This is a genomic window from Methylorubrum populi, assembly GCA_036946625.1.
Taxonomy (GTDB): domain Bacteria; phylum Pseudomonadota; class Alphaproteobacteria; order Rhizobiales; family Beijerinckiaceae; genus Methylobacterium; species Methylobacterium populi_C.
The window spans coordinates 66140-90510 of record JAQIIU010000002.1 but is presented as its reverse complement, the minus strand read 5'-3'; the positions used below and the strand labels follow the sequence as shown (position 1 = coordinate 90510).

At 69.3% G+C, this 24371-nt stretch carries 21 protein-coding genes and 2 pseudogenes; 14 read left to right on the top strand and 9 right to left on the bottom strand.

Features of this window, described 5'->3' with window-relative positions; all coding sequences use genetic code 11:
* Positions 1 to 58 precede the first annotated feature (58 nt).
* From sdhC to PGN25_02055, 8 genes are all read left to right on the top strand, one after another.
* Positions 59 to 460: a succinate dehydrogenase, cytochrome b556 subunit gene (gene sdhC, locus PGN25_02090; protein MEH3116418.1), complete on the top strand. Its 402-nt coding sequence runs from the start codon at positions 59 to 61 to the stop codon at positions 458 to 460.
* A 10-nt stretch (positions 461 to 470) separates the two neighbouring features.
* Positions 471 to 890, top strand: coding sequence for a succinate dehydrogenase, hydrophobic membrane anchor protein (gene sdhD, locus PGN25_02085; protein ID MEH3116417.1), 420 nt, complete (start codon positions 471 to 473; stop codon positions 888 to 890).
* Positions 891 to 923: 33 nt separating this feature from the next.
* Positions 924 to 2741, top strand: coding sequence for a succinate dehydrogenase flavoprotein subunit (gene sdhA, locus PGN25_02080; protein ID MEH3116416.1), 1818 nt, complete (start codon positions 924 to 926; stop codon positions 2739 to 2741).
* A gap of 34 nt (positions 2742 to 2775) precedes the next feature.
* On the top strand, positions 2776 to 3021 hold the full coding sequence (locus PGN25_02075; protein MEH3116415.1) for a DUF433 domain-containing protein: 246 nt from the start codon (positions 2776 to 2778) through the stop codon (positions 3019 to 3021).
* Positions 3018 to 3278 carry a DUF5615 family PIN-like protein gene (locus tag PGN25_02070; protein ID MEH3116414.1) on the top strand — a complete coding sequence of 87 codons (261 nt, stop codon included), beginning with the start codon at positions 3018 to 3020 and terminating at the stop codon, positions 3276 to 3278. The genes PGN25_02075 and PGN25_02070 overlap by 4 nt, the downstream gene beginning before the upstream one ends.
* An 88-nt stretch (positions 3279 to 3366) precedes the next feature.
* On the top strand, positions 3367 to 3915 hold the full coding sequence (locus PGN25_02065) for a hypothetical protein (protein MEH3116413.1): 549 nt from the start codon (positions 3367 to 3369) through the stop codon (positions 3913 to 3915).
* Between the two features lie 58 nt (positions 3916 to 3973).
* Positions 3974 to 4798 (top strand): succinate dehydrogenase iron-sulfur subunit, encoded by an 825-nt coding sequence (locus PGN25_02060; protein ID MEH3116412.1) that lies wholly within the window; start codon positions 3974 to 3976, stop codon positions 4796 to 4798.
* A 246-nt stretch (positions 4799 to 5044) separates the two neighbouring features.
* The gene (locus PGN25_02055) at positions 5045 to 5602 is read left to right on the top strand and encodes an AprI/Inh family metalloprotease inhibitor (GenBank protein MEH3116411.1); all 558 of its coding nucleotides are present in this window, start codon (positions 5045 to 5047) and stop codon (positions 5600 to 5602) included.
* Between the two features lie 67 nt (positions 5603 to 5669).
* On the opposite strand, the gene PGN25_02050 is transcribed toward PGN25_02055, so the two are convergent.
* Positions 5670 to 7430, bottom strand: coding sequence for an outer membrane beta-barrel protein (locus PGN25_02050; GenBank protein MEH3116410.1), 1761 nt, complete (start codon positions 7428 to 7430; stop codon positions 5670 to 5672).
* A 222-nt stretch (positions 7431 to 7652) separates the two neighbouring features.
* Between PGN25_02050 and PGN25_02045 the strand changes: the two genes are divergently transcribed.
* Positions 7653 to 8669, top strand: a complete 1017-nt coding sequence (locus tag PGN25_02045; protein ID MEH3116409.1) for a KpsF/GutQ family sugar-phosphate isomerase — start codon at positions 7653 to 7655, stop codon at positions 8667 to 8669.
* A gap of 893 nt (positions 8670 to 9562) precedes the next feature.
* Here the strand turns inward: PGN25_02045 and PGN25_02040 are convergent.
* Complete coding sequence (locus PGN25_02040; protein ID MEH3116408.1) at positions 9563 to 11161, bottom strand: AAA family ATPase; 1599 nt, start codon at positions 11159 to 11161, stop codon at positions 9563 to 9565.
* Between the two features lie 372 nt (positions 11162 to 11533).
* Positions 11534 to 11976 (bottom strand): annotated as a pseudogene (locus PGN25_02035) (DMT family transporter).
* Positions 11977 to 12308: 332 nt separating this feature from the next.
* Between PGN25_02035 and PGN25_02030 the strand changes: the two are divergent.
* The 4 genes from PGN25_02030 to PGN25_02015 are packed head-to-tail and all read left to right on the top strand — an operon-like array spanning position 12309 to position 15874.
* Positions 12309 to 13085 (top strand): enoyl-CoA hydratase-related protein, encoded by a 777-nt coding sequence (locus PGN25_02030; GenBank protein MEH3116407.1) that lies wholly within the window; start codon positions 12309 to 12311, stop codon positions 13083 to 13085.
* Positions 13086 to 13092: 7 nt separating this feature from the next.
* Positions 13093 to 13941 (top strand): SDR family NAD(P)-dependent oxidoreductase, encoded by an 849-nt coding sequence (locus PGN25_02025; GenBank protein ID MEH3116406.1) that lies wholly within the window; start codon positions 13093 to 13095, stop codon positions 13939 to 13941.
* Positions 13938 to 14846 (top strand): NAD(P)-dependent oxidoreductase, encoded by a 909-nt coding sequence (locus PGN25_02020; protein MEH3116405.1) that lies wholly within the window; start codon positions 13938 to 13940, stop codon positions 14844 to 14846. Before PGN25_02025 ends, PGN25_02020 begins: the two co-directional genes overlap by 4 nt.
* Before the next feature lie 23 nt (positions 14847 to 14869).
* A complete protein-coding gene (locus tag PGN25_02015) occupies positions 14870 to 15874 on the top strand; it encodes a magnesium transporter CorA family protein (protein ID MEH3116404.1) in 1005 nt (334 codons plus the stop codon).
* Positions 15875 to 16228: 354 nt separating this feature from the next.
* Here PGN25_02015 and rsmA read toward each other — a convergent pair whose 3' ends face one another.
* The 3 genes from rsmA to modC form a co-directional block, all read right to left on the bottom strand.
* Complete coding sequence (gene rsmA / locus PGN25_02010; GenBank protein MEH3116403.1) at positions 16229 to 17113, bottom strand: 16S rRNA (adenine(1518)-N(6)/adenine(1519)-N(6))-dimethyltransferase RsmA; 885 nt, start codon at positions 17111 to 17113, stop codon at positions 16229 to 16231.
* A 10-nt stretch (positions 17114 to 17123) separates the two neighbouring features.
* Positions 17124 to 18173: a 4-hydroxythreonine-4-phosphate dehydrogenase PdxA gene (gene pdxA / locus PGN25_02005; protein ID MEH3116402.1), complete on the bottom strand. Its 1050-nt coding sequence runs from the start codon at positions 18171 to 18173 to the stop codon at positions 17124 to 17126.
* Positions 18174 to 18539: 366 nt separating this feature from the next.
* On the bottom strand, positions 18540 to 19634 hold the full coding sequence (gene modC / locus PGN25_02000; GenBank protein MEH3116401.1) for a molybdenum ABC transporter ATP-binding protein: 1095 nt from the start codon (positions 19632 to 19634) through the stop codon (positions 18540 to 18542).
* Between the two features lie 111 nt (positions 19635 to 19745).
* Between modC and PGN25_01995 the strand changes: the two genes are divergently transcribed.
* Complete coding sequence (locus tag PGN25_01995; protein ID MEH3116400.1) at positions 19746 to 20402, top strand: glutathione S-transferase; 657 nt, start codon at positions 19746 to 19748, stop codon at positions 20400 to 20402.
* 278 nt (positions 20403 to 20680) lie between these two features.
* Here PGN25_01995 and PGN25_01990 read toward each other — a convergent pair whose 3' ends face one another.
* From PGN25_01990 to PGN25_01980, 3 genes and pseudogenes are all read right to left on the bottom strand, one after another.
* On the bottom strand, positions 20681 to 21943 hold the full coding sequence (locus PGN25_01990) for an aminopeptidase (protein ID MEH3116399.1): 1263 nt from the start codon (positions 21941 to 21943) through the stop codon (positions 20681 to 20683).
* Between the two features lie 76 nt (positions 21944 to 22019).
* Positions 22020 to 22314 (bottom strand): annotated as a pseudogene (locus PGN25_01985) (DUF2218 domain-containing protein).
* A 563-nt stretch (positions 22315 to 22877) separates the two neighbouring features.
* Positions 22878 to 24332 carry an FAD-binding oxidoreductase gene (locus PGN25_01980; GenBank protein MEH3116398.1) on the bottom strand — a complete coding sequence of 485 codons (1455 nt, stop codon included), beginning with the start codon at positions 24330 to 24332 and terminating at the stop codon, positions 22878 to 22880.
* Positions 24333 to 24371 lie beyond the last annotated feature (39 nt).

Below are 24371 nucleotides of genomic sequence, written 5' to 3'. Positions count from 1 at the left end.
ACGCCCTAACCCTTCCCTGGAATTCATCCAACCTTTGACGCGAGGATCGTAAACCGCGATGGCCCCAACCGTCAGACCTACGGTCGCCCAGCCGCTCTCGCCCCATCTCCAGATCTACCGCTGGACCTGGACCATGGCGATGTCGGTGTTCCACCGCATCACCGGTACGGCGCTCTACGGCGGCACCTTCCTCGTCGCGGTGTGGCTGGTGGCGCTCGCCTCCGGCCCGCGGGCCTACGACGCGGTGGCGTGGTTCTTCGGCTCGTGGATCGGGCGCGCCATCCTGTTCGCCTACACCTGGGTGCTGATGCACCACATGCTCGGCGGCATCCGCCACTTCATCTGGGACGCGGGCTACGGCTTCGACCGCGACCGGCGCCTCGGGCTCGCCCGCGCCACGCTGATCGGCTCCGTGATCCTGACCGTCGTGATCTGGGCGCTCGCCCTGCTCGTGCGCTGAGAGGCTCGCCATGTCCCAGATCGACAACCGCCAGAACACCGCGCTCTCGATGCGCACCCCGCGCGCCCGGGTGAAGGGCCTCGGCGCCTCGGGCCACGGCGCCGGCCATTTCTGGCTGCAGCGCCTGACCGGCGCCTCCAACGCCCTGCTGATGCTCGCCTTCGTCGTCATCATCGCGATGACGGCCGGCCGGACCTACCCGCAGGCGGTCGCGCTGGTGTCGCACCCGCTGGTGGCGATCGTCCTGATCCTCGCCGTGGTTTCGGTGACGATCCACATGCGGCTCGGCATGCAGACCGTGATCGAGGACTACGTGCACAGCCACGGCCTCAAGTTCGCGGCGCTCATCGCCAACACCTTCTACGCGGTCGCGGTGGCCGCCGCCTGCCTCTACGCGATCATCCGCGTGAGCCTGGGCGGCCTCGCCTGACCGCCGTCACGTAAAACCGAGGATTCATCGCCCATGGCCTCCAACGGATCGAACGGCGGCGCGCCCGCCTACGCCATCATCGACCACACCTTCGACGTGGTGATCGTCGGCGCCGGCGGCGCGGGCCTGCGCGCCACGGTCGGCTGCAGCCAAGCGGGCCTGCGCACCGCCTGCATCACCAAGGTCTTCCCGACCCGCTCGCACACCGTGGCGGCGCAGGGCGGCATCTCGGCCTCGCTCGGCAACATGGGCCCGGACGACTGGCGCTGGCACATGTACGACACCGTGAAGGGCTCGGACTGGCTCGGCGACCAGGACGCGATCGAGTACCTCGTGCGCAACGCCCCCGCCGCGGTCTACGAGTTGGAGCACTGGGGCGTGCCCTTCTCCCGCACGGAAGAGGGCAAGATCTACCAGCGGCCCTTCGGCGGCATGACCACCGATTACGGCAAGGGCACCGCCCAGCGCACCTGCGCCGCGGCCGACCGCACCGGCCACGCCATGCTCCACACCCTCTACGGGCAGGCGGTGAAGAACAAGACCCAGTTCTTCATCGAATACTTCGCCCTCGACCTGATCATGGACGAGGAGGGCCGCTGCCGCGGGGTCATCGCCATCGATCAGGCCACGGGGGAGATCCACCGCTTCCGCGCCCAGCAGACCATCCTCGCCACCGGCGGCTACGGCCGCGCCTACTTCTCGGCGACCTCGGCGCACACCTGCACCGGCGACGGCAACGCCATGGTGCTGCGCGCCGGCCTGCCGCTGCAGGACATGGAGTTCGTGCAGTTCCACCCGACCGGCATCTACGGCGCCGGCTGCCTCATCACCGAGGGCGCCCGCGGGGAGGGCGGCTACCTGACGAACTCGGAAGGCGAGCGCTTCATGGAGCGCTACGCGCCCTCGGCCAAGGATCTCGCCTCCCGCGACGTGGTCTCGCGCTCGATGACCATGGAGATCCGCGACGGCCGCGGCGTCGGCAAGGAAGGCGACCACATCTTCCTGCACCTCGACCATCTCGATCCGAAGATCCTGCACGAGCGCCTGCCCGGCATCTCGGAATCGGCAAAGATCTTCGCGGGCGTGGACGTGACCAAGGAGCCGATCCCGGTCCTGCCCACCGTCCACTACAACATGGGCGGCATCCCGACGAACTTCCACGGCGAGGTGCTGACCCTGAAGAACGGCGACCCCGACACGGTGGTGCCGGGCCTGATGGCGCTCGGCGAGGCCGCCTGCGTCTCGGTGCACGGCGCCAACCGCCTCGGCTCGAACTCGCTAATCGACCTCGTGGTGTTCGGCCGCGCCGCCGGCCTGCGCTGCGCCGACATCGTCGAGGCCGATGCCCGCCAGCCGGAACTGCCGAAGGACTCAGGTGACAAGGCGCTCTCGCGCCTCGACCGCTTCCGCTACGCCGACGGCGGCACCCCGACCGCGCAGTTGCGCGACCGGATGCAGCGTACGATGCAGAACAACTGCGCCGTCTTCCGCACCGGCGAGGTGCTGGAGGAGGGCAAGGGCCTGATCCACGACGTCTGGCGCGGTGTCGCCGACATCGCGGTCACCGACCGCTCGCTCGTGTGGAACACCGACCTGCTCGAGACCCTGGAATTCGACAACCTGATCGGTCAGGCGGTCGTGACCATGGAATCGGCCGTCAACCGCAAGGAGAGCCGCGGGGCGCATGCCCGCGAGGACTTCCCCGACCGCGACGACAAGGAGTGGATGAAGCACACCCTGGCGTGGCTCGAGCCGAGCAAGCACTCGATCGAGATCGACTACCGGCCGGTGCATACCTACACGATGTCGAACGACATCCAATATATCGAGCCGAAGGCACGGGTGTACTGAACGGCACTCGTATCCTCTTCAGAGGAGGTCTGCCATGACACATACCTTCGAAGGTTTCCCCCGGATCTCGGTCAATCCCGAGGTCATGGGGGGCAAGCCCTGCATCCGGGGCCTGCGTGTCACGGTCGGCATGATTCTCGGCGAGTTGGGGGAAGGGACGACGATCGACGAACTGCTCGCGGGCTACCCATACCTGACGCGCGGGGACGTGCTGGAGGCGCTGCGCTTCGGCGCGTCGCCGGCCGGCTTCCGCGACGTCGCTCTGGTCGCGGCGGAATGAAGGTCGTCATCGATATGAACTCGTCGATCGACCGGACGGCCGCGTTGCAGGAAGGAGGAGTCGAGGCGGTGCACTGGAGCACGATCGGTCCTCAGGATGCCGCCGACGACGCGATCATGGCCTGGGCGCGGGCGAACCAAGCTGTCGTCCTCACCCGTAACCTCGATTTCGGCATCACCCTAACCCGCCAGGCACGGGTGCGCATCCTCGATCGCAACACGCCCCTGGCGGATTCCACTGAGGGCACAAGCATATGACTCGGTTCACTTTTCACGAAGAGTCACAGGCGGCCTGCAGCGAGGGGCTGGCGCCTCCGCATATGGTTGATCGACAGGCTTCCGAGTGATGATCTTCTCTCGATACCTTGTCGTCCACATCGCCCTATGCGCCGCGGCAGTGGTGCTGGCTCTGCCGGCGGTGGCACGAGGGCCCGACTTCGCCTTTCCCGCGGAGGTCGCCGGCTTCGCCCGGGGCCCGCGCACCGATTACGAGGCTCGGGCACCGGGGCTCGGCTACTCCGTCGTCTACACCGACGGCCGCTGGAAGGCGGATATCCACGTCTACGATGGCGGCGTCGCGAACATCCCCGACGGAGCGTCCTCACCCGCGGTCGCCGGGCAGCTCACGCAGGCGGCCGGCGACATCAGGACGGCGGTGGCGCAGGGCGTCTACCGCGGCAGCGAGGATCGCGGCGCGGTGCGCGTGCCGGGCGCCAAGCTGACCTGCCGCGCCTTCACCATCGACCACCCGGCCCTCGGCCCCACCGGGAGCCTGCTCTGCCTCACCGGCCTGCGCGGCCAATTCGTCAAGTTCCGCCTGTCCGGCCCGGCCGCGCAGCAGCCGCCGAAGGCGGAGGCCGAGCGGGTCATGACCGGCTGGCTCGGTCGGCAATAGGATTTTTCTCAAGATCGGAGCGCGCCGCGAGGCCGCTGCCCCCGGAAAGGCACGAGCGATGGCCCAGTTCAATCTCCCCAAGAATTCCCAGGTCACCGAAGGCAAGACCTGGCCGGCGCCGAACGGCGCCCAGAACGTCCAGACCTTCCGGATCTATCGCTGGAACCCGGACGACGGGAAGAACCCGCGCATCGACACCTATCACGTCGACCGCGACGATTGCGGCCCGATGATCCTCGACGCGCTCCTGTGGATCAAGAACAAGATCGACCCGACGCTGGTCTTCCGCCGCTCCTGCCGCGAGGGCATCTGCGGCTCCTGCGCCATGAACATCGAGGGCCAGAACGGGCTCGCCTGCACCATGGGCATCGACGCGTGCAAGTCGCCCGACAACGCCCTGCCGTTCCTCACCCGCAAGGACAAGGACGGCGCGGTGCGGATCTACCCGCTGCCGCACATGCCGGTGCTCAAGGATCTCGTGCCGGATCTGACCAACTTCTACGCCCAGCACGCGGCGATCGAGCCCTGGCTCCAGACCGAGACACCCGCCCCGGAAAAGGAGTGGAAGCAGGCGCCCGAGGACCGCGCCCGGCTCGACGGCCTCTACGAATGCATCCTGTGCGCCTGCTGCACCACGAGCTGCCCGAGCTACTGGTGGAACGGCGACAAGTTTCTCGGGCCCGCGGCCCTGCTCCAGGCCTATCGCTGGCTGATCGACTCGCGCGACGAGAACACCGGCGAACGCCTCGACGGACTGCACGACCCGTTCCGGCTCTACCGCTGCCACACGATCATGAACTGCGCCAACACCTGCCCGAAGAACCTGAACCCGGCCAAGGCCATCGCCGAGATCAAGAAGATGATGGTCGAGCGCGAGGTCTGATCCTTCTCTCGCACTTGCCGCTCGCACTTGCCGCTCGCGAGGGCCGCGTCCGAACCGGGCGCGGCCCTCGCCGTTTCGAAGCCCCTGGAAGTCGCGCCGATCGACTGAGGCAGGACCGCCACACCGCTCCGAAAACCGGCCTGGGGACGGCTTTTCCCGGCCCCACCGTGCAGCTTGCCTTGCCGCAAGCGCATTTGCCCAAGAGGGCAAGCGCGACTGTTGCGTGTTCCGGGGGAGGGGTCGTTGATGACGCGTGGGTTCCTGTCGAAAGCCGCCTGTCTCGCGCTCGCCGCGAGCGTCGGCGCCTGCGCCTCGAACCGCTTCGAGGGACCGCGCGAGCGTCCGCGGCCGCAGGCGGCGCTGGAACCCGCCACGCCCGCGCTGCCCGCCGGCACGGTGACGAGCGAGCCGCTCGCTCCCCCGCCCGGCGCCGCCTCGGCCCCCGCCGAACCGCTGCCGAGCGTGGCCGCGGCGCCGTCCCCGGCGATCGAGCCGCCTCCACCCGCCCCGCCGCCCGTGGTGGCGACCGGCCGTTCCTCGGTGGTCGGCTCGTGGACCGCCACCGACGCGTCGGGAAGCTGCAAGCTCTCCCTGTCGAGCACGCCGTCGCTCGACCTCTACAAGGCCTCGGCCGCGGGTTGCGCCAACAAGGATCTCGCCAAGGTCTCGGCCTGGGATTTTCGCGACGGCGAGGTCTACCTCTACCAGCCGGGCGGCACCGTCGCCGCGCGCCTGCGCCAAGCCGGCGGCAGCCTCGACGGCGCCCTGTCGAAGTCCGGCGCGCCGCTCTCGCTCGCGCGCTGAAGCATCGTTGCTGTCGCATCATCTTTTCCGAAAGCCGGCGGCCGCCTTTCGGGATGATGCTTCGACCTCAGGGATTCACCCGCACGCCGAGCAGCACCGTGTGCGCCTCGTAGCTCGAGAGCGGGAGGGTGCTCGTCAGCGTCGAGTAGATGTAGCTGCCGCGCAGCGCGAGCCAGCGGTTGAAGCGGTAGTCGAACCGGGCGGTGGCGGAAAAGCCTCGCTCGCGGATGTTCACGCCGTCGTAGGTGTTGGACAGGTAGGCGCCGCCCAGCGTGATCGACAGGTTGCGCAAGAGGTCGTGCTGCACTTCCAGCGTCGCCGCGTCGGTGAAGGCGCCGCTGGAGCCGGGCACCGCGGTCTCGACCACCCCGGTCTGCTGGTTGAAGCGCACCGTGGTGAGCGGCGAGACCGACCAGATCAGTGCGGCGTTGATCAGCGGCGCGTCGATGTCCTGGAGGGTGCGGTCGACGTAGGAACGGTGCTGGAGCCCGCCCGAGACCTCCGCCGTCAGCGCGCCGTTGAGCTGGACGGTGGCGCCCGCGGTGAAGGCGATGCCGTCGGAATCGCGGCGCAGGCCGAACTGGTCGACGGGCGAATCGTAGATGCGGGTGTCGAGGAAGGTCTCGACGAAGGGCGTGATCGTCGGCGAGATCTCGTAGCCCGCGCGCAGGCGCAGGCCGTACTGGTTGGCGTCGCGGTCGCTCTGGCGGATCAGCGTGCCGTCGCCGAGTTGCGCGTCCTCGAAGGTCGAGCGGTCGATCGAGCCGCGCAGCGAGAGCTGCAGCCGGTTGAAGCTCTCCTGCACGCCCGCGGTGGCGCCGTAGGTGGCGAAGATCGGCCGGGTCGTCGCCGCGGTGCCGAGATCGGGGCTGCCGAGGCGCTGGCTGTCGAGCAGGAAGCGGGTCTCCAGCTCGAAGCGGGTGTCGCGGTCGATGTCGATGCGCAGCCGCGAGGTGCCCACCGCGTTCGGGCGGCTCGCCTCCGGGTTCTGCGGATATTCGAGGTAGCTGCCGCTCATCTCGGCGGTGAACTCGCTCGCCGACCACGCGCTGCGCAGCGCCAGTTCCGCCTCGCTGCGCAGGGTCAGGGAGGGGCGCAGGCGGGTCGAGCCGATCTGGTCGGGGTTCGAATCGTAGCCGACGCTCTGGGTGAAGGCCGACAGCAGGGTGAAGGTGCCGAGCTGGATGCCGAGCGGGGCGTAGGCCGTGTCGGGGGGAAGCGGCCGGCGCAGCGCCGTGCCGAGCAGGAAGCCGGCGGCGTTGGGCAGGCCGAGCCCGAGGATCGGCGTCGGCAGCGGCACGCCGGAGACGGGGGTCTGGATGACCGGCGTCAGGCGCAGGTCGGTGACGGTTTCCTGCGTGCGCCGCTGGGTGATGGCGCGGGTCGGCGAGCCGAACCGGCGCGGGGGCGCCGCGCGCAGGCGCAGCACCGAGGGCCGGGCCGGGGTGCCGCGGGCGGCGGCGGAGCCCGGCAGGCTCGGCGCGGCGCGGAAGCGCGGCAGGCGCGAGACGCCCTCCTCGGCCTCCTCGGAGGCTGCGGCGCCCGGCGCCGGGCTCGCCCCGAGCGGGGAGGGGGCGGCGAAGGCGCCGGCGCCGCGCAGGCCCGTGGGCGCGTCGAAGACGGAGCGGGACCGGCCCCCGGCCGTCGGCGCGGCGCTCCGGCCGGGATCGGACCACGACGTGTCGTTCTGCCCCGTGTCGTTCTGACCGGCATTGCCGTCCTGGGCGAGGGCGGGGGCGCCGAGCAGGGCCGGGAGCAGGGCGAGGGCGAGCGGGCCCGCGCCGCGGCGTCCCTCGCGCCTGTCCCCGTTCGGCCGCTCGCGTGACACCGGCAGCGTTCTTTCCCTGATGCGGCCGACGGCCTTTTTGCGAGGGCCGGCGCCGCTCCTCGGCGAGGCCGCCATGGTCGACTGGCCTACGCGAAACGTGGTTAACGGCCGGTTGCGCCCCGCCCGCCGGCCCCGTCCCGCGCCGGTCAGCCGCCTTGCGGCCACAGTCGCGGGTGAAGAGAGCCCCCGAATCGTGACGAGACGGGACGCGGGAACCGCTTCATGGCGCTGGCACAGCGGATCGAGGACCGGGACGGTGCGGCCGTACGCGCCCCCGCCATCGCCTCGGCGCTTCGCACCATCGAGACCGAGCGCGAGGGCCTGGCCTGCCTGATGGCGGCGATCGGCAACGGCCTGGGCGAGTTTTTCGCGCAGGCCGTCGAGCGGATCGGGGCGGCGCGGGGCCGCGTGATCTGCACCGGCATGGGCAAGTCCGGCCACGTCGCCCGCAAGATCGCGGCGACGCTCGCCTCGACCGGCACGCCGGCCCTCTACGTCCACCCGGCCGAGGCGAGCCACGGCGACCTCGGCATGATCCAGCCCGACGACGTGGTGCTGGCGCTGTCGTGGTCGGGCGAGACCACGGAACTGGCCGACATCATCGGCTACACCCGCCGCTACCGCGTCGACCTCGTGGCGATCACCTCCAACGCCGCCTCGACGCTCGGCCGCGAGGCCGACACCTGCCTCGCCCTGCCCAAGGCGCGCGAGGCCTGCCCGAACGGGCTCGCGCCGACCACCTCGACGGCGATGCAGCTCGCGCTGGGCGACGCGCTGGCCGTGGCCCTGCTCGAAGCCCGCGGCTTCTCCGCCCGCGATTTTAGCGTGTTCCATCCCGGCGGCCGGCTCGGCGCCTCCCTGCGGCAGGTGCGCGAGGTCATGCATGGCGGCGGGCGGCTGCCCGTGGTGGCGCTCGGCACGCCGATGCGGGCGGCGCTCGCCGAGATCGACGCCAAGGGGTTCGGCTCCGTCCTCGTGGTCGAGGCCGACGGCCGGCTCGCCGGCATCGTCACCGACGGCGACGTGCGCCGGGCGATCTTTTCGCATGCCGGCCTGGAGGGCCTGACGGTCGAGGCGGTGATGACCCGCAACCCCCGCACCATCCCCCCCGAGACCCTGCTCGCCAAGGCGCTGCAGATCCAGGAGGCGATGAAGATCACCGCCCTGGTGGTGGTGGAGGCCGACCGCCCCGTCGGCCTCGTGCACTACCACGACCTGCTGCGCACCGGCGTGGCCTGACCGCTCACGCGCCTCCGTTCCACGATGTCCGGTCGATCGCTTCGGCTTATCGCCCCGCGCCGTCCTCGCGAGCGGCGGCGAAGCGATCCAGGGCGCGACAGGTCCGGACGATGCGGAGTGCCGGATGACTTCGGCTGGAGCCTCGCAAGGACAGGGGAGGGACCGAATCGATCGCTGCGCGCCGGCCCCTCGGGATGAGGGCGAGGCCCGGATGCGCGCTGCGCTTCCTCCAACCGGTCAAAGAGCCTTTTTCCAAGACACCTTCACCCCCGCGGCCCTGAACACGGGCCCGGAGGACGGCGGGCCGATCGGCCGGCTGGGTACGCATTCCCGAAAAAACCTGAGGGGGACGCGGGACGCCGCGAGACCTCCGGATTTCTTTTGAAACTTTGCCGGTCTCCCGGCGTCCCGCGGACGGTCGGCTTCCCTGTCACGGGGCGCCGCCCGTCCGTTTTCGCGTCACGGTCGCTCCACCGGCATCGACCCCGGACATATGCGCCTGTGGGACCCTCGGCCCGCCTCCCCGGACGGGGAGAGGGAACCTCGGCAGACGGCTATGAGCGGACTCGTCCGCACCGGACCTCGTATTGGACCCGGCTCCGGTTGTTCCTGGGCGCCGATCCGAGAGCGGCCTATGGCCCCCTCCCGAGACGGCGTTGTGTCGCGCACAGCGCCCGGGGCGATGGCGACCGGGCCACCGACGCGGGAACCGCCCCACCTCCCAACGAGCCTCGCCGGCCGGTCACCGGAAAAGCTCCCCCGGTTGGTCCGGGAGGCGAGCGGCCGGAGTTGTAGGATTTTTTGTCTAGAATGTCAAGGAGATTTTCCGAACGCGCATTTCGCGCGCCAGTCGCCAGCATTTACAGCAAGAATCTACAATTGAACAATGGCAACTATCGTGCTGTCACTTCTGGGATGTGTCCTCGAATTGCCGTCGTTAGAGAGGGAACGCTATCGTTGCGCAAAACACGGCTGAGCCAAGCCATGAAGTCTTTTGGATGAGTGGCCTTTAAATGTTTAGATGCGATTGCCAGGAAATTTTTATCATCATATGCCCGCAAGAATGCCGGCAGATTATCTTCTTTTATAGCTTGTCGGATACGGCCTTCTGCCTCCGCACCGATGGTAGCGACGTCAAGAGCAGCCGTCTGCCGGCCATACTCGGCTGAAATATCAGCTAAGGTTACAGCCGCGCTGAGATCGATTTTTTTGAGCATACGATCAATCCGCCGACGGCAGTGTCGCGCGACTACACGATCAATCGCCCCTATTTCTTGGGCTTTATTGAACAATTCTTGCTTAAGGGCACTGAGACGCTGATCAACCTCAGCCCCAACATAACCTTCCTTCTCTAAAATTGCCCGGCCGATATCGGGTAGAAGAAGCAAATTTTCGATTTCGGATACCGGCAACGCTGCAACACCCAGAGTAGCAAGATAGCTTTCGTCATGGTCGTCTGCGTCAACGATACCGAAGCAGGTCACACGCGTCAGGCTCTGGTTGGCCCGCATTGTTGCAACCGCATGGATAACTTGCTCGCACGACTCCCGCGGGATTACTGTCCACTCTGGGTAGCAAGATCTATAGATCATAAGATCAAGACTCGTAGCGCGCCCCTCAACGAAAAGAATAGGCCTGCGACTACCCAAAATCAGCGTGGTAATTTCCTCACTAAACCCTATATTCTCTGGCACAGATTCGATTGTCCAGCCTCGCGCCGGCGAGAAGTCTCGTATGACGAATTTCTGCCCCACCCGTGATGCCGCAAACTCAAGATCATGTGTGATAATTACATAGGTACAATCTGATCGCGCCGCCTCTAATTCATCCCACATTCTAGCCAATATGGATTTATGGACATGCAACTCGGGCTCATCAAAGATAAGTATGCTACCGACACTCGCAGCGATCACTTGGCCAATTATATAAAATAAAGCGCGCTCTCCGTCACTCAAATCAGAGGCGGGATATTTATCTCTACCTTCTCCCGCGGAAACCAAAATATTGTCGCCGGTGACATGCAGCTCTCTGTGGGGGATTAGCTTATGCCAGATATTGGATAGCACCTCGAATTTAGTCTGACGTATGTTATTGAAATTTCCTGATCGGGCATTTACATGGGTAATAAGCGCCGTATTAGATTGCTCGGCAAACAACAGTTGAATGAGGTGCTTGAAGTCATCCAGCATGTTTACGTGCGGGTTGTTTTTCCACCTCATTTGCTCGCGCGTAAAATGCATCATATTTTTAAAACCTCCTTTTCGGAGAGCTGTCTCTGCTTGCTCTTCACTAATTTTTTCAACTTCTGGATCGAGATTAAGCGCCCTATGTGCGGATACTCTGTGCGATATCACGGGATAAGTCTGTTCAATCTTAACAGCTAGCCGTGTTTTCCCCGAGCCATTAGCGCCTACAAAAACATTTGTAGACCTTTCTTCTAGATTTATTATCCTATGATTTTCACCGCTCACAACCAAAACTGGGTAAGCCATAAAATTATTCCAACTGGCTCTGCTTCAGATGAGCAATTCAATACATTTCATCCCACATGTCCACGGCGACGCCTGAATCTTTCGACTCCGAATCCATACTGTAAATCTAAGATTAACAAAGCAATTTTATTAATATCATCACGAGAAATAAATATGTATATTATAAATTATGAGGATTACTTATGTAAATTATTGAATTGCGATCGCAACAAACCGATGCAATTCCCTCTGTAAATCTGTGGACAGTACGATGTTTTAAGCGACCGATTTTCTGCTAGAGTTAGCTTAGAGTGTCTCACAAAACTCCCGATCGCTGACCGTTTCCCTCCGAGCGCGACAGCGCAGCGGGGTGTTGGCGAGAGACATTTAATCTCAAAAAATCGCCACCAACTTCACCCCAACCACCATCAACACCGCCCCGGCAACCCTCCAAAAGCTCGCCGGGTGCACTGGGAACCCAACCCACCCGAAATAGTCGAGCACGATCGAGGCGAGCACGCCCACAGTCACGATAATCCCCAAAAACGTCACGGCGCAGATGGCAGGAGAGGCGTAGAGCTGAGCCAGGATCAGCAGAATACTCAAGAAACCGCCGAGCCAGGCCCACCATGGCACCTGCCCGAGCTGCGCGCCGGTGGAGATGTCGAGCTTGCCGAGCGCAAGCCCACCGGCGAGCAGGCGGCGGTGCCGACCAGCGGCGTCAGCAACGCCGCCGTAACCGGCAGGCCGAGCGACTTCGACAGCGTCGCATTCTGTCTCGGCTGGATCGCGTTGGCGAGACCGGCCAGGATCGTCAGGGCGTAGAGTGACCCCATAGCCCGTTTATCCGGAACGTGAGCAGCCCAAGTTTCGCCGGTGCCGTCACGGTCGCGTGAGCGGCGGACGCGGCGGATACCCGGGTCGCGCATGCGGATCGACGCAGCGCGCCTCGCGAAGGCTCCTCGGCTCGGGCGGCCCACGCCGCCGTCGTTCCGGGGCCGCGCAGCGGAACCCGGAACGACGGGAGAGGGCGAGGTGCGCGGGAGCCGAGCGCCGTGAGGCGGCGGGCGCAGCCCAGGTGTCACCGGTGCCCCCTCGACAAAGCGTCGCCGGGGGCCGAAGGGTGGAGGCGGGCGGACCCACCAGGACAGGCGTGAGGCGCGGGCGGATGAACGAAGCCATCACCATCGAGGATCGTTCGGGCGGCGTCCGGCTGATCCGCTGGAACCGGCCGGAGAAGAAGAACGCGCTGACCGGCGCCATGTACGACGCCGCCACGGCCGCCCTGGCGGGCGCCGACGACGACTCCCAAAACATCGGGCAAAACATCGGGGCGGTGGTGTTCGCCGGGCTGCCCGGCGCCTTCTGTGCCGGCAACGACCTCGCCGACTTCTTGTCTGCGGGCACGGTGCCGCGGGACGCGTTCACGGAGATGCCGGCGCTGCGCTTCATCCGCCAGCTCGCCCGCACCCGCACGCCGCTGGTCGCGGCGGTGGACGGGCTCGCCATCGGCGTCGGCACGACGCTGACGCTGCATTGCGACCTCGTCTATGTCGGGCCGCAGGCGCGCTTCCGCATGCCGTTCGTGGAACTCGGCGTGGTGCCGGAGGCCGCCGCCAGCCACCTGCTGCCGCGCCGGATCGGGCTCGCCCGCGCCTCGGCGCTGATGCTGCTGTGCGAGCCCTTCGACGGCGACGCGGCGGTCTCGCTCGGCCTCGCCAACGCGCTGGTGCCCTCCGCTCTCCTGGAGGAGCATGCCCTGGCCCAGGCCGCCCGGCTCGCCGCCCTGCCGCGCCGCGCGGTTCAGGCGACCCGGGCGCTGATGCGGGGCGAGCAGGCGCAGGTCGAGGCGGCGGTCGAGGCGGAGGCGCAGGCCTTCGAGGCGGGCCTGCGCGATCCCGAGACGCAAGGGAGGCTCGCCCGCTTCCTCTCGGGCAAGGCCTGACGGCCCCATGCCGCAGCCGTTGCGGGGAAAGGTCTGCCTCGTGGCCGGGGCCTCGCGCGGTGTCGGGCGGGGGCTCGCCCGCGGCCTGGGCGAGGCCGGCGCCACGGTGATCGTCACCGCCCGCTCCTCCGAGACCGGGCGGCGCACCGAGACCCGGCCGGAAGCGATCGAGGACACCGCCCGCGCGGTCGACGCCGCCGGCGGCGAGGGGCACCCCTACCTGTGCGACCACACGAGCGAGCGGGCGGTGGACGGACTCGTGCACTGGGCGCTGCGCCGCTTCGGGCGGATCGACGTCGCGGCGTCGAGCGTCTGGGGCGGCAACGAGGGCTACGACGGCGCGCGCTACCCCGACGGCGCCGCCTGGGGCACGCCGTTCTGGCGCCGCTCGGCCGAGCCGTTTTCGCGGTTTCTGGGGACGGGGCCTTACCCGGCGCTGCTGCTGGCCCGCGCCGTGGCCCCGGCCATGGTCGCCGCGAAGCGGGGGCTGGTCGCCTTCGTCTCCTTCGGCACCGAGAGCTATCTCGGCGACCTCTATTACGACCTCGCCAAGGCGGCCACGAACCGCCTCGCCTTCGCCTGCGCCGCCGAACTCCTTCCCCACGGCGTGTGCGCGCTCGGCCTCTCGCCGGGCTTCGTCGCCACCGAGCGGGTGCGCGACCTCGGCGAGGCGGACCGCGCCACCGAGAGCCCGCTCTATGCCGGCCGGGCGCTCGCGGCGCTGTCCGCCGACCCTTGCGTGCTGGACCGATCCGGGCGGACGGTCCATGCCGGGGACCTCGCCCGCGCCTACGGCTTCACCGACGCCGACGGCCGCCAGCCGGAGCGCTTCCGGATCGGAGAGCACGACACATGAGCGATCGCACGAGTCCGGCCAAGAACCTTGCGGGCAAGAACTTAGCTGGCAAGACCCTGTTCATCACCGGCGCCTCGCGCGGCATCGGGCTGGCCATCGGCCTGCGCGCCGCCCGCGACGGCGCCAACGTCGCCATCGCCGCCAAGACCGCCGAACCGCATCCGAAGCTGGAGGGCACGATCTTCACGGCGGCCGAACGGATCGAGCGGGCCGGCGGCCGGGCGCTGCCGCTGACGGTCGACGTGCGCGACGAGGAGGCGGTGCGGGACGCGCTCGATGAGACCGCGAAAAGATTCGGCGGGATCGACATCGTGGTCAACAACGCCAGCGCGATCTCGCTGTCGAACACGCCGGCCACCGAGATGAAGCGCTTCGACCTGATGCATCAGATCAACGCGCGCGGCACCTACATGGTGAGCAAGTACGCGATCCCGCATCTGGAGCGGGCGGAGAATCCGCACATCCTGATGCTGTCGCCGCCACTCGACATGGCGGAGAAGTGGTTCGCGCCGCATCTGGCCTACACCATGGCCAAGTTCGGCATGTCGCTGTGCGTGCTGGGGCTGGCCGGCGAGCTGCGCGGCAGGGGGATCGGAGGCAAGGGGATCGCCGTCAACGCCCTGTGGCCGCGCACCACCATCGCCACGGCCGCGGTGCGCAACCTCCTCGGCGGCGACGCGCTGATGCAGGCGAGCCGCACGCCGGAGATCATGGCGGACGCCGCGCACGCCCTGTTCCTCAAGGACGCGCGGAGCGCGACGGGCCGCTTCCTGATCGACGACTCCTTCCTGGCCGAGGAGGGCGTCACGGACTTTTCAAAATACCGCGTCACAGCGGGCGTCCCGCTTGCGCCGGACTTCTTCGTGCCGGAGACGAGCGTCGCGCCTCCCGGGGCGCTGGACTGAGGCTCCCGAGCAGGTCGCGCCCCTTGATCTTCACCCACAAGCCCGTCGCGGGCGGTCCCCAGACGGTGCTGGAGCGCCGCTACCTCGACCTGCAGGAGCCGATTCCCGAGGACACGGTCTGGCTCGACCTCGTCCGCCCGACCCGGGAGGAGGAGGTGAAGGTCGAATCCTTCCTCGGCATCACCGTGCCGACGCGGGAGGAGATGAAGGACATCGAGCCCTCCGAACTGCTCTACGTCGAGGCCGGGGCCCGCTACATGACCGGCCGCGTGCTCTCCCGCGTCAGCGATTCCGAGGAGCCGGGGCTGGCCGGCATCACCTTCATCCTGCGCGACAACCGGCTCATCACCGTGCGCTACGAGGAGCCGCAGGCCTTCCGGATGTACACCCAGCGCGCCGGCCGGGCGACGGGCAACGGGCCGTCGGCCTCCGTCTCCGGCGAATCGATCCTGGCCGGGCTGATCGAGGCGGTGATCGACCGCGCCGCGGACGTGCTCCAGCTCCAGGGCGAGCGGATCGACCGCCTGTCGCGAAAGATCTTCGAGGACAAGGGCGACCCCTCCTCGCGCAACACCGCGCTCCAGGACACGCTCCGGGCGCTCGGGCGGCACGGCGACCTGATCTCGAAGCAGCGCGAGAGCCTCGTCTCGATGGAGCGCATCCTGCTCTCGCTCTCGGCCACCTACCGCACGGCCAAGGCCCCGCGCGAGCTGCGCGAGGACGTGCGCTCGACCTTGCGCGACCTGCAATCGCTGGAAGAGCACGCGACGTTCATCTCGGCCAAGATCCAGTTCCTGCTCGACGCGACGCTGGGCCTCGTCAACCTGGAACAGAACAACATCATCAAGCTGTTCTCGGTCATGGCGGTGGTGTTCATGCCGCCGACCCTGATCGCCTCGATCTACGGCATGAACTTCAAGGTCATGCCGGAGCTCGACTGGCCCTACGGCTACCCGGCCGCGGTCGGCATGATGGTGGTGGCCGCCGTGCTGCCCTACGTGTTCTTCCGCTGGAAGAAGTGGCTGTAGCGGGCCGGGAAGCGCCTCGACGCCCGGGCGCGACGCCTCATACCGTTTCCGATCGATCGCTTCGGGTTTCGCCCCCCTCCGTCATCGCGAGCGGCCGCGAAGCGATCCAGGGCGCGGACATGTCCGGAAAGGGCGCGCCCTGGATCGCCACGGCTTCGCCTCGCGATGACGCAGGAGAGGCCGAAGTCAGCAACCGGATGGCGTATCACATCGCCAACGGCCTTATGCTAAAGACGATCACCGCCTCTCGTCGTCGAACAGGATCTCGGGCACCTGGGGAGGTGCCTTCGGGCTGCCGGCCTTCATCCGCGGCCGAGCCGGGCGAGGCTGCGCCCCGGCCCCACGCCCGGGCGCTCAGCGCTCCGCTTCCAGCGCCCGGGCCAGCGCCACGAACCCCGCCACCGGGATCTCCTCCGCCCGGGCCGTCTCCGGCAGCCCGGCGGCGGCGAGGAGGCGGGCGGGGTCGGGGGTGGCGGCCTTCAGGCTCTGGCGCAGCATCTTGCGGCGCTGGCCGAAGGCGGCGCGGGTCACCCGCTCCAGGTCGGCGATCCGGCAGGGCAGCGGCTCGGGGCGCGGGCGCAGGTGGACGATGCTGGAGGTGACCTTCGGCGGCGGCACGAAGGCGCTCGCGGCCACGTCGAACAGGATCGCGGCCTGCGTGCGCCAGCCGCACAGCACCCCGAGCCGGCCGTAACGGGCCCGGTCGGTCTCGTCGGCGACGATGCGCTCGGCCACCTCGCGCTGGAACATCAGCGTCGCCGAGTCCCACCAGGGCGGCCAAGGGTCATCCGTCCGGCCGTCGCGCCTCTCGGCCCCGAGCCAGCCGGTGAGCAGCACGGTGGCGACGTTGTAGGGGAGGTTGGCCACGATTCGGACCGGCCCGCCGCCGACGAGGGGGCGCGGGTCGAAGCCGACCGCGTCGGCGTCGATCACGTCGAGCCGTCCGGGGTAGCGCGCGGCGATCTCGGCCAAGGCCGGCAGCGCCCGCGGGTCGCGCTCGACGGCGACCACGCGTCGGGCGCCGGCCGCCAGCAGCGCCCGGGTCAGGCCGCCGGGGCCGGGGCCGACCTCCACCACCGTCACGCCGTCGAGCGCGCCCGCCGCGCGGGCGATGCGGCCCGTCAGGTTGAGGTCGAACAGAAAATTCTGGCCGAGCGCCTTCTTCGGCTCCAGCCCGTGCCGCCGCACCACCTCGCGCAAAGGGGGCAGGCCGTCGGCGCTCGTCGCTTCGGTGCGCATCGGCAAAGGATCAGGCGCGGACGGGGAAGGGCGTGACGTCCTTCGCCGGGCCCTGCGCGAGGCGCCGCGCCAGCCGCAGGGCCGCGATCAGGCTGTCGGGCTTGGCGACGCCCTGGCCGGCGATGTCGAAGGCGGTGCCGTGGTCGGGCGAGGTGCGCACGAAGGGAAGCCCCAGCGTGACGTTCACGCCCTCGTCGAAGGCCAGCGTCTTGATCGGGATCAGCGCCTGATCGTGGGTGGGGGTGAGCGCCACGTCGTAGGTCGCCCGCGCCCGCTCGTGGAACAGGGTGTCGGCCGGCAAAGGCCCGCGGATGTCGAGGCCCTCGCCGCGCAGGGCCGCGACCGCGGGCGCCAGCACGTCGCGGTCCTCGGTGCCCATGGTGCCGGACTCGCCCGCATGCGGGTTGAGGCCCGACAGCACGAGGCGGGGTTTTTCCAGGCCGAAGCGGGCGCGCAGGTCGGCGTGGACGATGCGGGCGGTGCGCTCGACCCGTTCCTGCGTCAACAGTTCCGGCACGCGGCGCAGGGCGACGTGGATCGTCACCGGCACCACGGCCAGCGTGTCGCTCCACAGCATCATCACCGGCAGCGGCGGCTCGCGGCCCTCCCTCGCAGCCAGCGCCGCCAGGAACTCGGTATGCCCCGGATGGGCGAAGCCGACCCGGGTCAGCACGAACTTGGCGATGGGGTTGGTCACAACTGCCGAGGCCGCGCCGGAGCGCACCAGATCGACGGCGGCGGTGATCGATTCGACGGTCGCTCCGGCATGGGCCGAATCCGGCGCGCCGGGCGTGGCCGTTACCTTGGCCCCACTCGGCAGCGGCAGCACCGGCAGCGCCCGCGAAAACACTTCGACGGCATCGTCCGGCTCGACCGCGGCCACCGGCACCGACAGGCCGAGCCGGTGGGCGGTCGCCTCGACGAAGTCCGGATCGCCGACGAGCTGGAACGGCGGCACGTCGCGCTCGCCCCGCAGCCGCCACGCGGCCAGCGCGATCTCCGGCCCGATCCCGGAAGGGTCGCCGAGGGTGAGGGCAAGCGGTCTGTCGTCGGGGGCCATGGGCGGGCTTATAGCGCGATTTCGCCGTTCGCAGCGGTGTTTTGGGGGATTGGTTGAATCTTTGAATCGGTAAGACAAGCCAGGAATTAGCGGCGGTCTGAGAGCCTGTTCGACGGCAGTGATCCCCTCTCGACCCTCATCCTGAGGTGCCGCGTGAGCGGCCTCGAAGGGTGCTCCAGATCCCGCTGCGATCCCTGGAGCCCCCTTCGAGGCCTCCGCTGCGCTCCGGCACCTCAGGATGAGGGTCGGGATGGGAGTAGGACCTTCCTCTCGCCTTGCCGTGGCCCGACGAAGACACGGCGGCTGGTCGAACAGGCTCTTGTTACATGTCTTGGAGGCGGCAACCAAACCTCCGACATCCACCTCTCAAATCTCGATCCGCCCGCCCCCCGGCGCGCCTCCCGCATCGAGCGCCACGCTCTTCACGACGGCGAAGACCGGGCGTCCGACCGTCAGCCCCAGGTCGCGGGCGGAGGCGCGGGTGAGTCGGGCGGCGAGCGTCGCCTGCCCGCAGGTCACCTCGACGAGGCAGGCCGCGCCGTCCTCCCGCAGGGCGGCGACGCGGCCCGGCAGGACGTTGCGGGCGCTCAGGCGCTCGGGCCGGGCCAGCGCCAGCAGCACGTCGCGGGCCGGGATCCGCAGGTTGAGCCGGCGGCCCTCGGGGGCGTCGATCAGCGGCAGGTCGAGGGGTCCCGCCGGGCCGGTCAGGCGCGTCAGCCCGGTCGCGGGATCGTGGCGCTCGACCCGCATGGCGAGCACGCTGCCGGCTTCGGTCCCGTCGGGGATCAGGTCGGGCCGGCGCAGCACGGCGTCGACCGGGCCGCTCGCCGCCACGCGGCCCCCTTCCAGCACCACCACGGTGGAGGCGAGGCGGGCCACCTCCGCCACGGAATGGCTGACATAGACGATCGGCAGGCCCGCCTCGTCGCGCAGGCGCTCGATATAGGGCAGGATCTCGCGCTTGCGGGCCTCGTCGAGGGCCGAGAGCGGCTCGTCCATCAGCAGCAGCCGCGGGCGCGCCAGCAGCGCCCGGCCGATCGCCACCCGCTGCCGCTCGCCCCCCGACAGGCCGGCCGGGCGCTGCTCCAGCAAGGGCGCGATGCCGAGCAGGTCCGCCACCGCGTCGAGGCCCGGTCCGCCCGTCCCACCCGAAAAGAAACGGCCGAAGCGCAGGTTCTGCCGCACGCTGAGATGCGGCATCAGCCGCGCCTCCTGGAACACGCAGCCGATCCGCCGCCGGTGCACCGGCACGCGGAGGCCGCGCTCCGTGTCGAGCAGCACCGTGCCGTCGACGGCGATGCGCCCGCGCTGCGGCCGGGCCAGCCCGGCGATCAGGTCGATCACCGTGGTCTTGCCCGAGCCCGAGCGCCCGAACAGGGCGGTGAGCCCGGCCCCCGCGGTGAAGGCGACCTCCAGCGCGAAACCGTCGCGGCGGAGCGAAACGTCGACGTCGATGGTCATGCCGGCCCCGGTTCGAACGGTCTTCCCGGCTTCCCAGAAAAACCGATGCGGGCGCAAGAGGCCCGAAGCGCCGCCTGCCGCGTTGTCGGCGCGGAACAGGAAAGGCGTCCGATGATCACCGTCCACCATCTGGAGAACAGCCGCTCGCAGCGGGTGCTGTGGCTGCTGGAGGAGTTGGCGCTCCCCTACACGGTGAAGCGCTACGAGCGCGACCCTGCCACGATGCTGGCGCCGCGCGCGTTGCGGGCGGTCCATCCGCTCGGCAAGTCGCCGGTGATCGAGGCGGACGGTCAGGTCGTGGCGGAGACCGGCGCGGTCATGGAATTCCTCACCGCCCGCGCCGAGGGCGCCCTGGTGCCGCCGCCGGGCACGCCGGAACGGGCGCGCTACACCTACTTCCTGCACTATGCCGAGGGCTCGGCGATGCCGCCGCTGCTGCTCAAGCTCGTGTTCTCGCGGCTCGCGCCGGGCAGCCCCGCCCTGCTGCGCCCGCTGGTGCGGACGATCGCGGCCAAGGTCACCGGCGGCTTCGTCGACCCGGAACTGCGCCGCCACGCCGCCTATTGGGAGGCGGAACTGGCGGAGCGCCCGTATTTCTGCGGCAGCGCCTTCACCGCCGCCGACATCATGATGAGCTTTCCGCTCGAAGCGTTCTACGCCCGCGGGACGGGAGCGGGCCCGAGGCTGACGGCGTGGCTGGCCCGCATCCACGCGCGGCCCGCCTACCGGCGGGCGCTGGAGCGGGGCGGGCCGTATGCCTATGCGTGAGGCGACGACGAGGGCCGCGCATCGTCGGCTGCCCTCGCGACGGCGCGGCGGCGGGCGTTTCGCCGGATGCGACGATCCCGACCATCGGTCGGAATCGCCGCCGCTTGGTCTCATGCGACATCCGATCGACCGCATCGGCCTCTCCCGTGTCATCGCGAGGCGAAGCCGTGGCGATCCAGGGCGCGACCGTTCCGGACCTGTCGCGCCGTGGATCGCTTCGCGGCCGCTCGCGATGACGGAGGATGGCCGAACCCCGAAGCGATCGATCGGAAACGGTCTCAGTCGGCCCACTCGCCGCGGCGCATCACCGGCACCGCCTCGTCGCCCGAGGCGGTGAGGCCGTCCACGTCGATGTCGGCGGAGCCGATCATCCAGTCGATGTGGATCAGGCTGCGGTTGGCGCCGCGCTCGGCGAGATCCGCCTCGCTCAGGCCCTCGCCGCCGTTGCGAAAACATTTCGAGTAGGCCTGCCCCAGGGCGATGTGGCTCGCGGCGTTCTCGTCGTAGAGCGTGTTGTAGAACAGGAGCCCCGAGGCCGAGATCGCCGAGGAGGCGGGCACCAGCGCCACCTCGCCGAGGCGGGCCGCGCCCTCGTCGGTGTCGAGCACCTTGGCGAGCACGTCGTGGCCGGTGCGCGCCCGCGCCTCGACGATGCGCCCCTCCGAGAAGCGCACGTGGATCCCGTCGATCAGGGTGCCCTGGTAGGACAGCGGCTTGGTGCTGGCGACGTGCCCTTCCACCCGCGCCCGGTGGGGCGTGGTGAACACCTCCTCGGTCGGGATGTTGGCGTTGCAGACGATGCCGTTCTTGGCGGTGGCGGCGCCGCCGCACCATTCGTGGTCGTCGGCCAAGCCCACGGTCAGGTCGGTGCCGGGGCCGCGGAAGCGCAAGCCCGAGAAGCGCTGCCCGTTGAGCCGCTCGGTGCGGCGGCCGAGATCCCGGTTGTGCGCGCCCCAGGCGGCGACGGGGTCGGCGCAATCGATGCGGGAGGCGGAGAACACCGCGTCCCACAGGCGGGCCAGCGCCTCGTCCTCGGGCAGGTCGGGAAAGACCGTGCGGGCCCAGGGCCGGGTCGCGGCCGAGACGATGGTCCAGTTGGTGGAGAAGCCCGCGATCAGTTCCAGCGCCGGCACGTAGGCCTGCGAGCGCGCGCGGTTGGCGCGGGCGACCTTGGCCGGGTCCTGGCCCGCCAGCAGGGACGGGTCGTCGCCGGAGACGGCGAGCCGGGCCGCCCCGTTGCGGTAGGCGTCGGCCATGCCGGCGTAGAGCCAGCCCGCGGCCTTGTCGAAGGCCGCGTCGGGGGCGTGGGCGAAGCGGGCGAGCGTCGCGGCGTCGTCCGCGTAGAAGGTGGTGACCAGCGAAGCCCCCGCCCTGTAGGCGTGCTCGGTGATCGCACGGGCGAGCGGCACCGCCTCCAGCGGGGCGGTCAGCACCAGTTCCTGGCCCGGCCGCAGCCCGAGGCCGACCCTCACGGCGACCTCGGCGAGCCGGTCGAGGCGCTCGGCGAAGGGGAGGGCGGCCGTTCCCGGCATCTGGCTCATGGGATGGGGTCTCCAGGCTGTGCCGCCGCGCGCCGTTCTCCCCGGCCCGGACCGGCCCGTCGGGCCGAACCGCGGCTCAGGCCGCGCGCGACCACGTGATGTCGCCCAGATTCTCGCGGAAGGCAAAGCGCAGGAGGTGGTCCGAGACCACGTTCTCGAGCCGCGTCAGGCCGGCGGGGTCGGGGGGTGGCGACCTGCATCAGCAGGGCGTCGGGGCTCGCCTCGAAGGTGCAGATCCGGTCCTCGCCGAAGGGCACCCGGCCGCGGTCGCCGCTCTCCTCGACCGGGAACTTGTGGCTCCAGTGGCGGCAGAGCTGCTTCAGGTAACGGCTGGCCTGTGCGGTCGGGACCCGGGCCTGTGAGATGGGCATCGTCGTCTCCTTCGAGGATCGCGTGCGGCGGGAGCGCCCGCAGGGGGCACCGGCCCCCTCGCGCCGGATGGTTCGCCCCGTCTCCTGCCGGTGCGGCGGGCCGCCTCCCGAGGAAGCGGCGCCGCACTGCAATATGTGGGACGAGGGCCTAAAGACGTCATGCGACGAAACCGAGGCGGCCCATCCCGTCCGCGACCGCCGCGGAGGGCGATTGTCGCGCCGCGCAGGTTAACGTTTTGGTCATCCGGCGAGAAAATCCGGTTGCGCGCAAGGCTGATTCCCGTCTTCCGGGACCGGATCATGCCGCCTTCTTGTGCGTCGCACAATAACCGGTTCGCGGGGTTCGGCGTTCCCGCGTGCGTCCCGTCACCTCTCCTCGCGCCCCCCGACCCGTCATACCGTTTCCGATCGATCGCTTCGGGTTTCGCCCCACGCCGTCATCGCGAGCGGCCGCGAAGCGATCCAGGGCGCGACAGGTCCGGCAAAGGGCGCGCCCTGGATCGCCACGGCTTCACCTCGCAAGGACGTGGGGACAGGCCGAACGCATCGACCGGATGGTCGCATCACACGGGAAGCGCGGGCGGCGGATCGTCCGACAGGGCCACGACCTTTCCCGGATTGAGCAGGTCGTGCGGGTCGAGCGCGGCTTTCAGCCGGCGCATCAGGTCGAGGCCGACGGGATCGGCGGTGCGGGCGAGTTCGTCGCGCTTGATCAGGCCGATGCCGTGCTCGGCGGCGATCGAGCCGTCCATCCGCTCGACGATGCCGTGAACGATGCCGTTGAAGCGGCTCCACCGGCTCAAGAAATCCGCCTTCTCCATGCCGGCCGGCTGGGTCAGGTTGAAATGGATGTTGCCGTCGCCGAAATGGCCGAACGGGCAGGGGCGCAGGCCCGGCATCGCCGCCTCGCAGGCCGCGCTCGCCTCCTCCAGGAAGTCGGCGAGCCGGGAGAGCGGCAGCGAGACGTCGTGCTTGATCGAGCCGCCCTCCGCCTTCTGCAGCTCGGGCAGCGCCTCGCGCAGGCGCCACAGGGCGGCGTCCTGCGCGGCGCTGCCGCCGATCACCGCGTCCTCCACCAGTCCCGCCTCCATCGCCTCGGCCAGCCGCGTCTCCATCTCGGCGCGGGCATCCGCGCCGGGACGGGGGGAGGAAAGCTCGACCAGGGCGTAGGCGGCGTGCGGGCCGGCGAGCGGCGGGCGCAGGCCGACCCCGTGCCGCAGCACGATCTCCAGGCCGAAGCGGGACATGTACTCGAAGGCCGTCAGCCCCCGGTCGGCGCCGGCCCGCAGCCGCTCGAACAGGGCGAGCGCCGCCCGCGCCGAGGGCAGCCCGACGAAGCCGACGCTCTTCGAGAGGGGCTTGGGGAACAGCTTCAGCGTCGCGGCGGTGATGATGCCGAGCGTGCCCTCCGAGCCGACGAACAGGTGCTTGAGGTCGTAGCCCGCATTGTTCTTGCGAAGCGCCTTGAGCCCGTTCCAGACCCGCCCGTCGGCGAGCACGACTTCGAGCCCCAGCACGAGGTCGCGGGCATTGCCGTAGGCCAGCACCGCCAGGCCACCGGCATTGGTGGAAAGGCCGCCGCCGATGCGCGCCGTGCCCTCCGCCGCCCAGGAGAGCGGGAACAGCATCCCGGCTTCCGCCGCCGCCGCCTGCACGTCGGCGAGGATCATGCCGGCCTCCACCGTCATGCTGCCCCCGAGCGGGTCGATCGCCCGCAGCCGGGTCAGGCGGTTCAGCGACAGCACGATCCCGCCGAAGGGCACGCCGCCGCCGACGAGGCCGGTATTGCCGCCCTGCGCCACCACCGGCACACCCGCCTGCCCGCAGGCCCGCAGCGTGAAGGCGACCTCCTCGGTCGTCCCCGGCGCGACCACCGCCGTCGCATGGCCGCGATAGAGTCCGCGCGGCTCGACGAGATGCGGCGCCAGGTCGGCCGGATCGGTGCGGACGTGGCGCGCCCCGAGGCGCGCGGTGAGCGCGGCGAGAAGACGTTCGTGGGCGGGGCTGGCGTCGGTCATCGGCGGGGTCCGTCCGACTTTGAGAGTGCCTCACAAAAC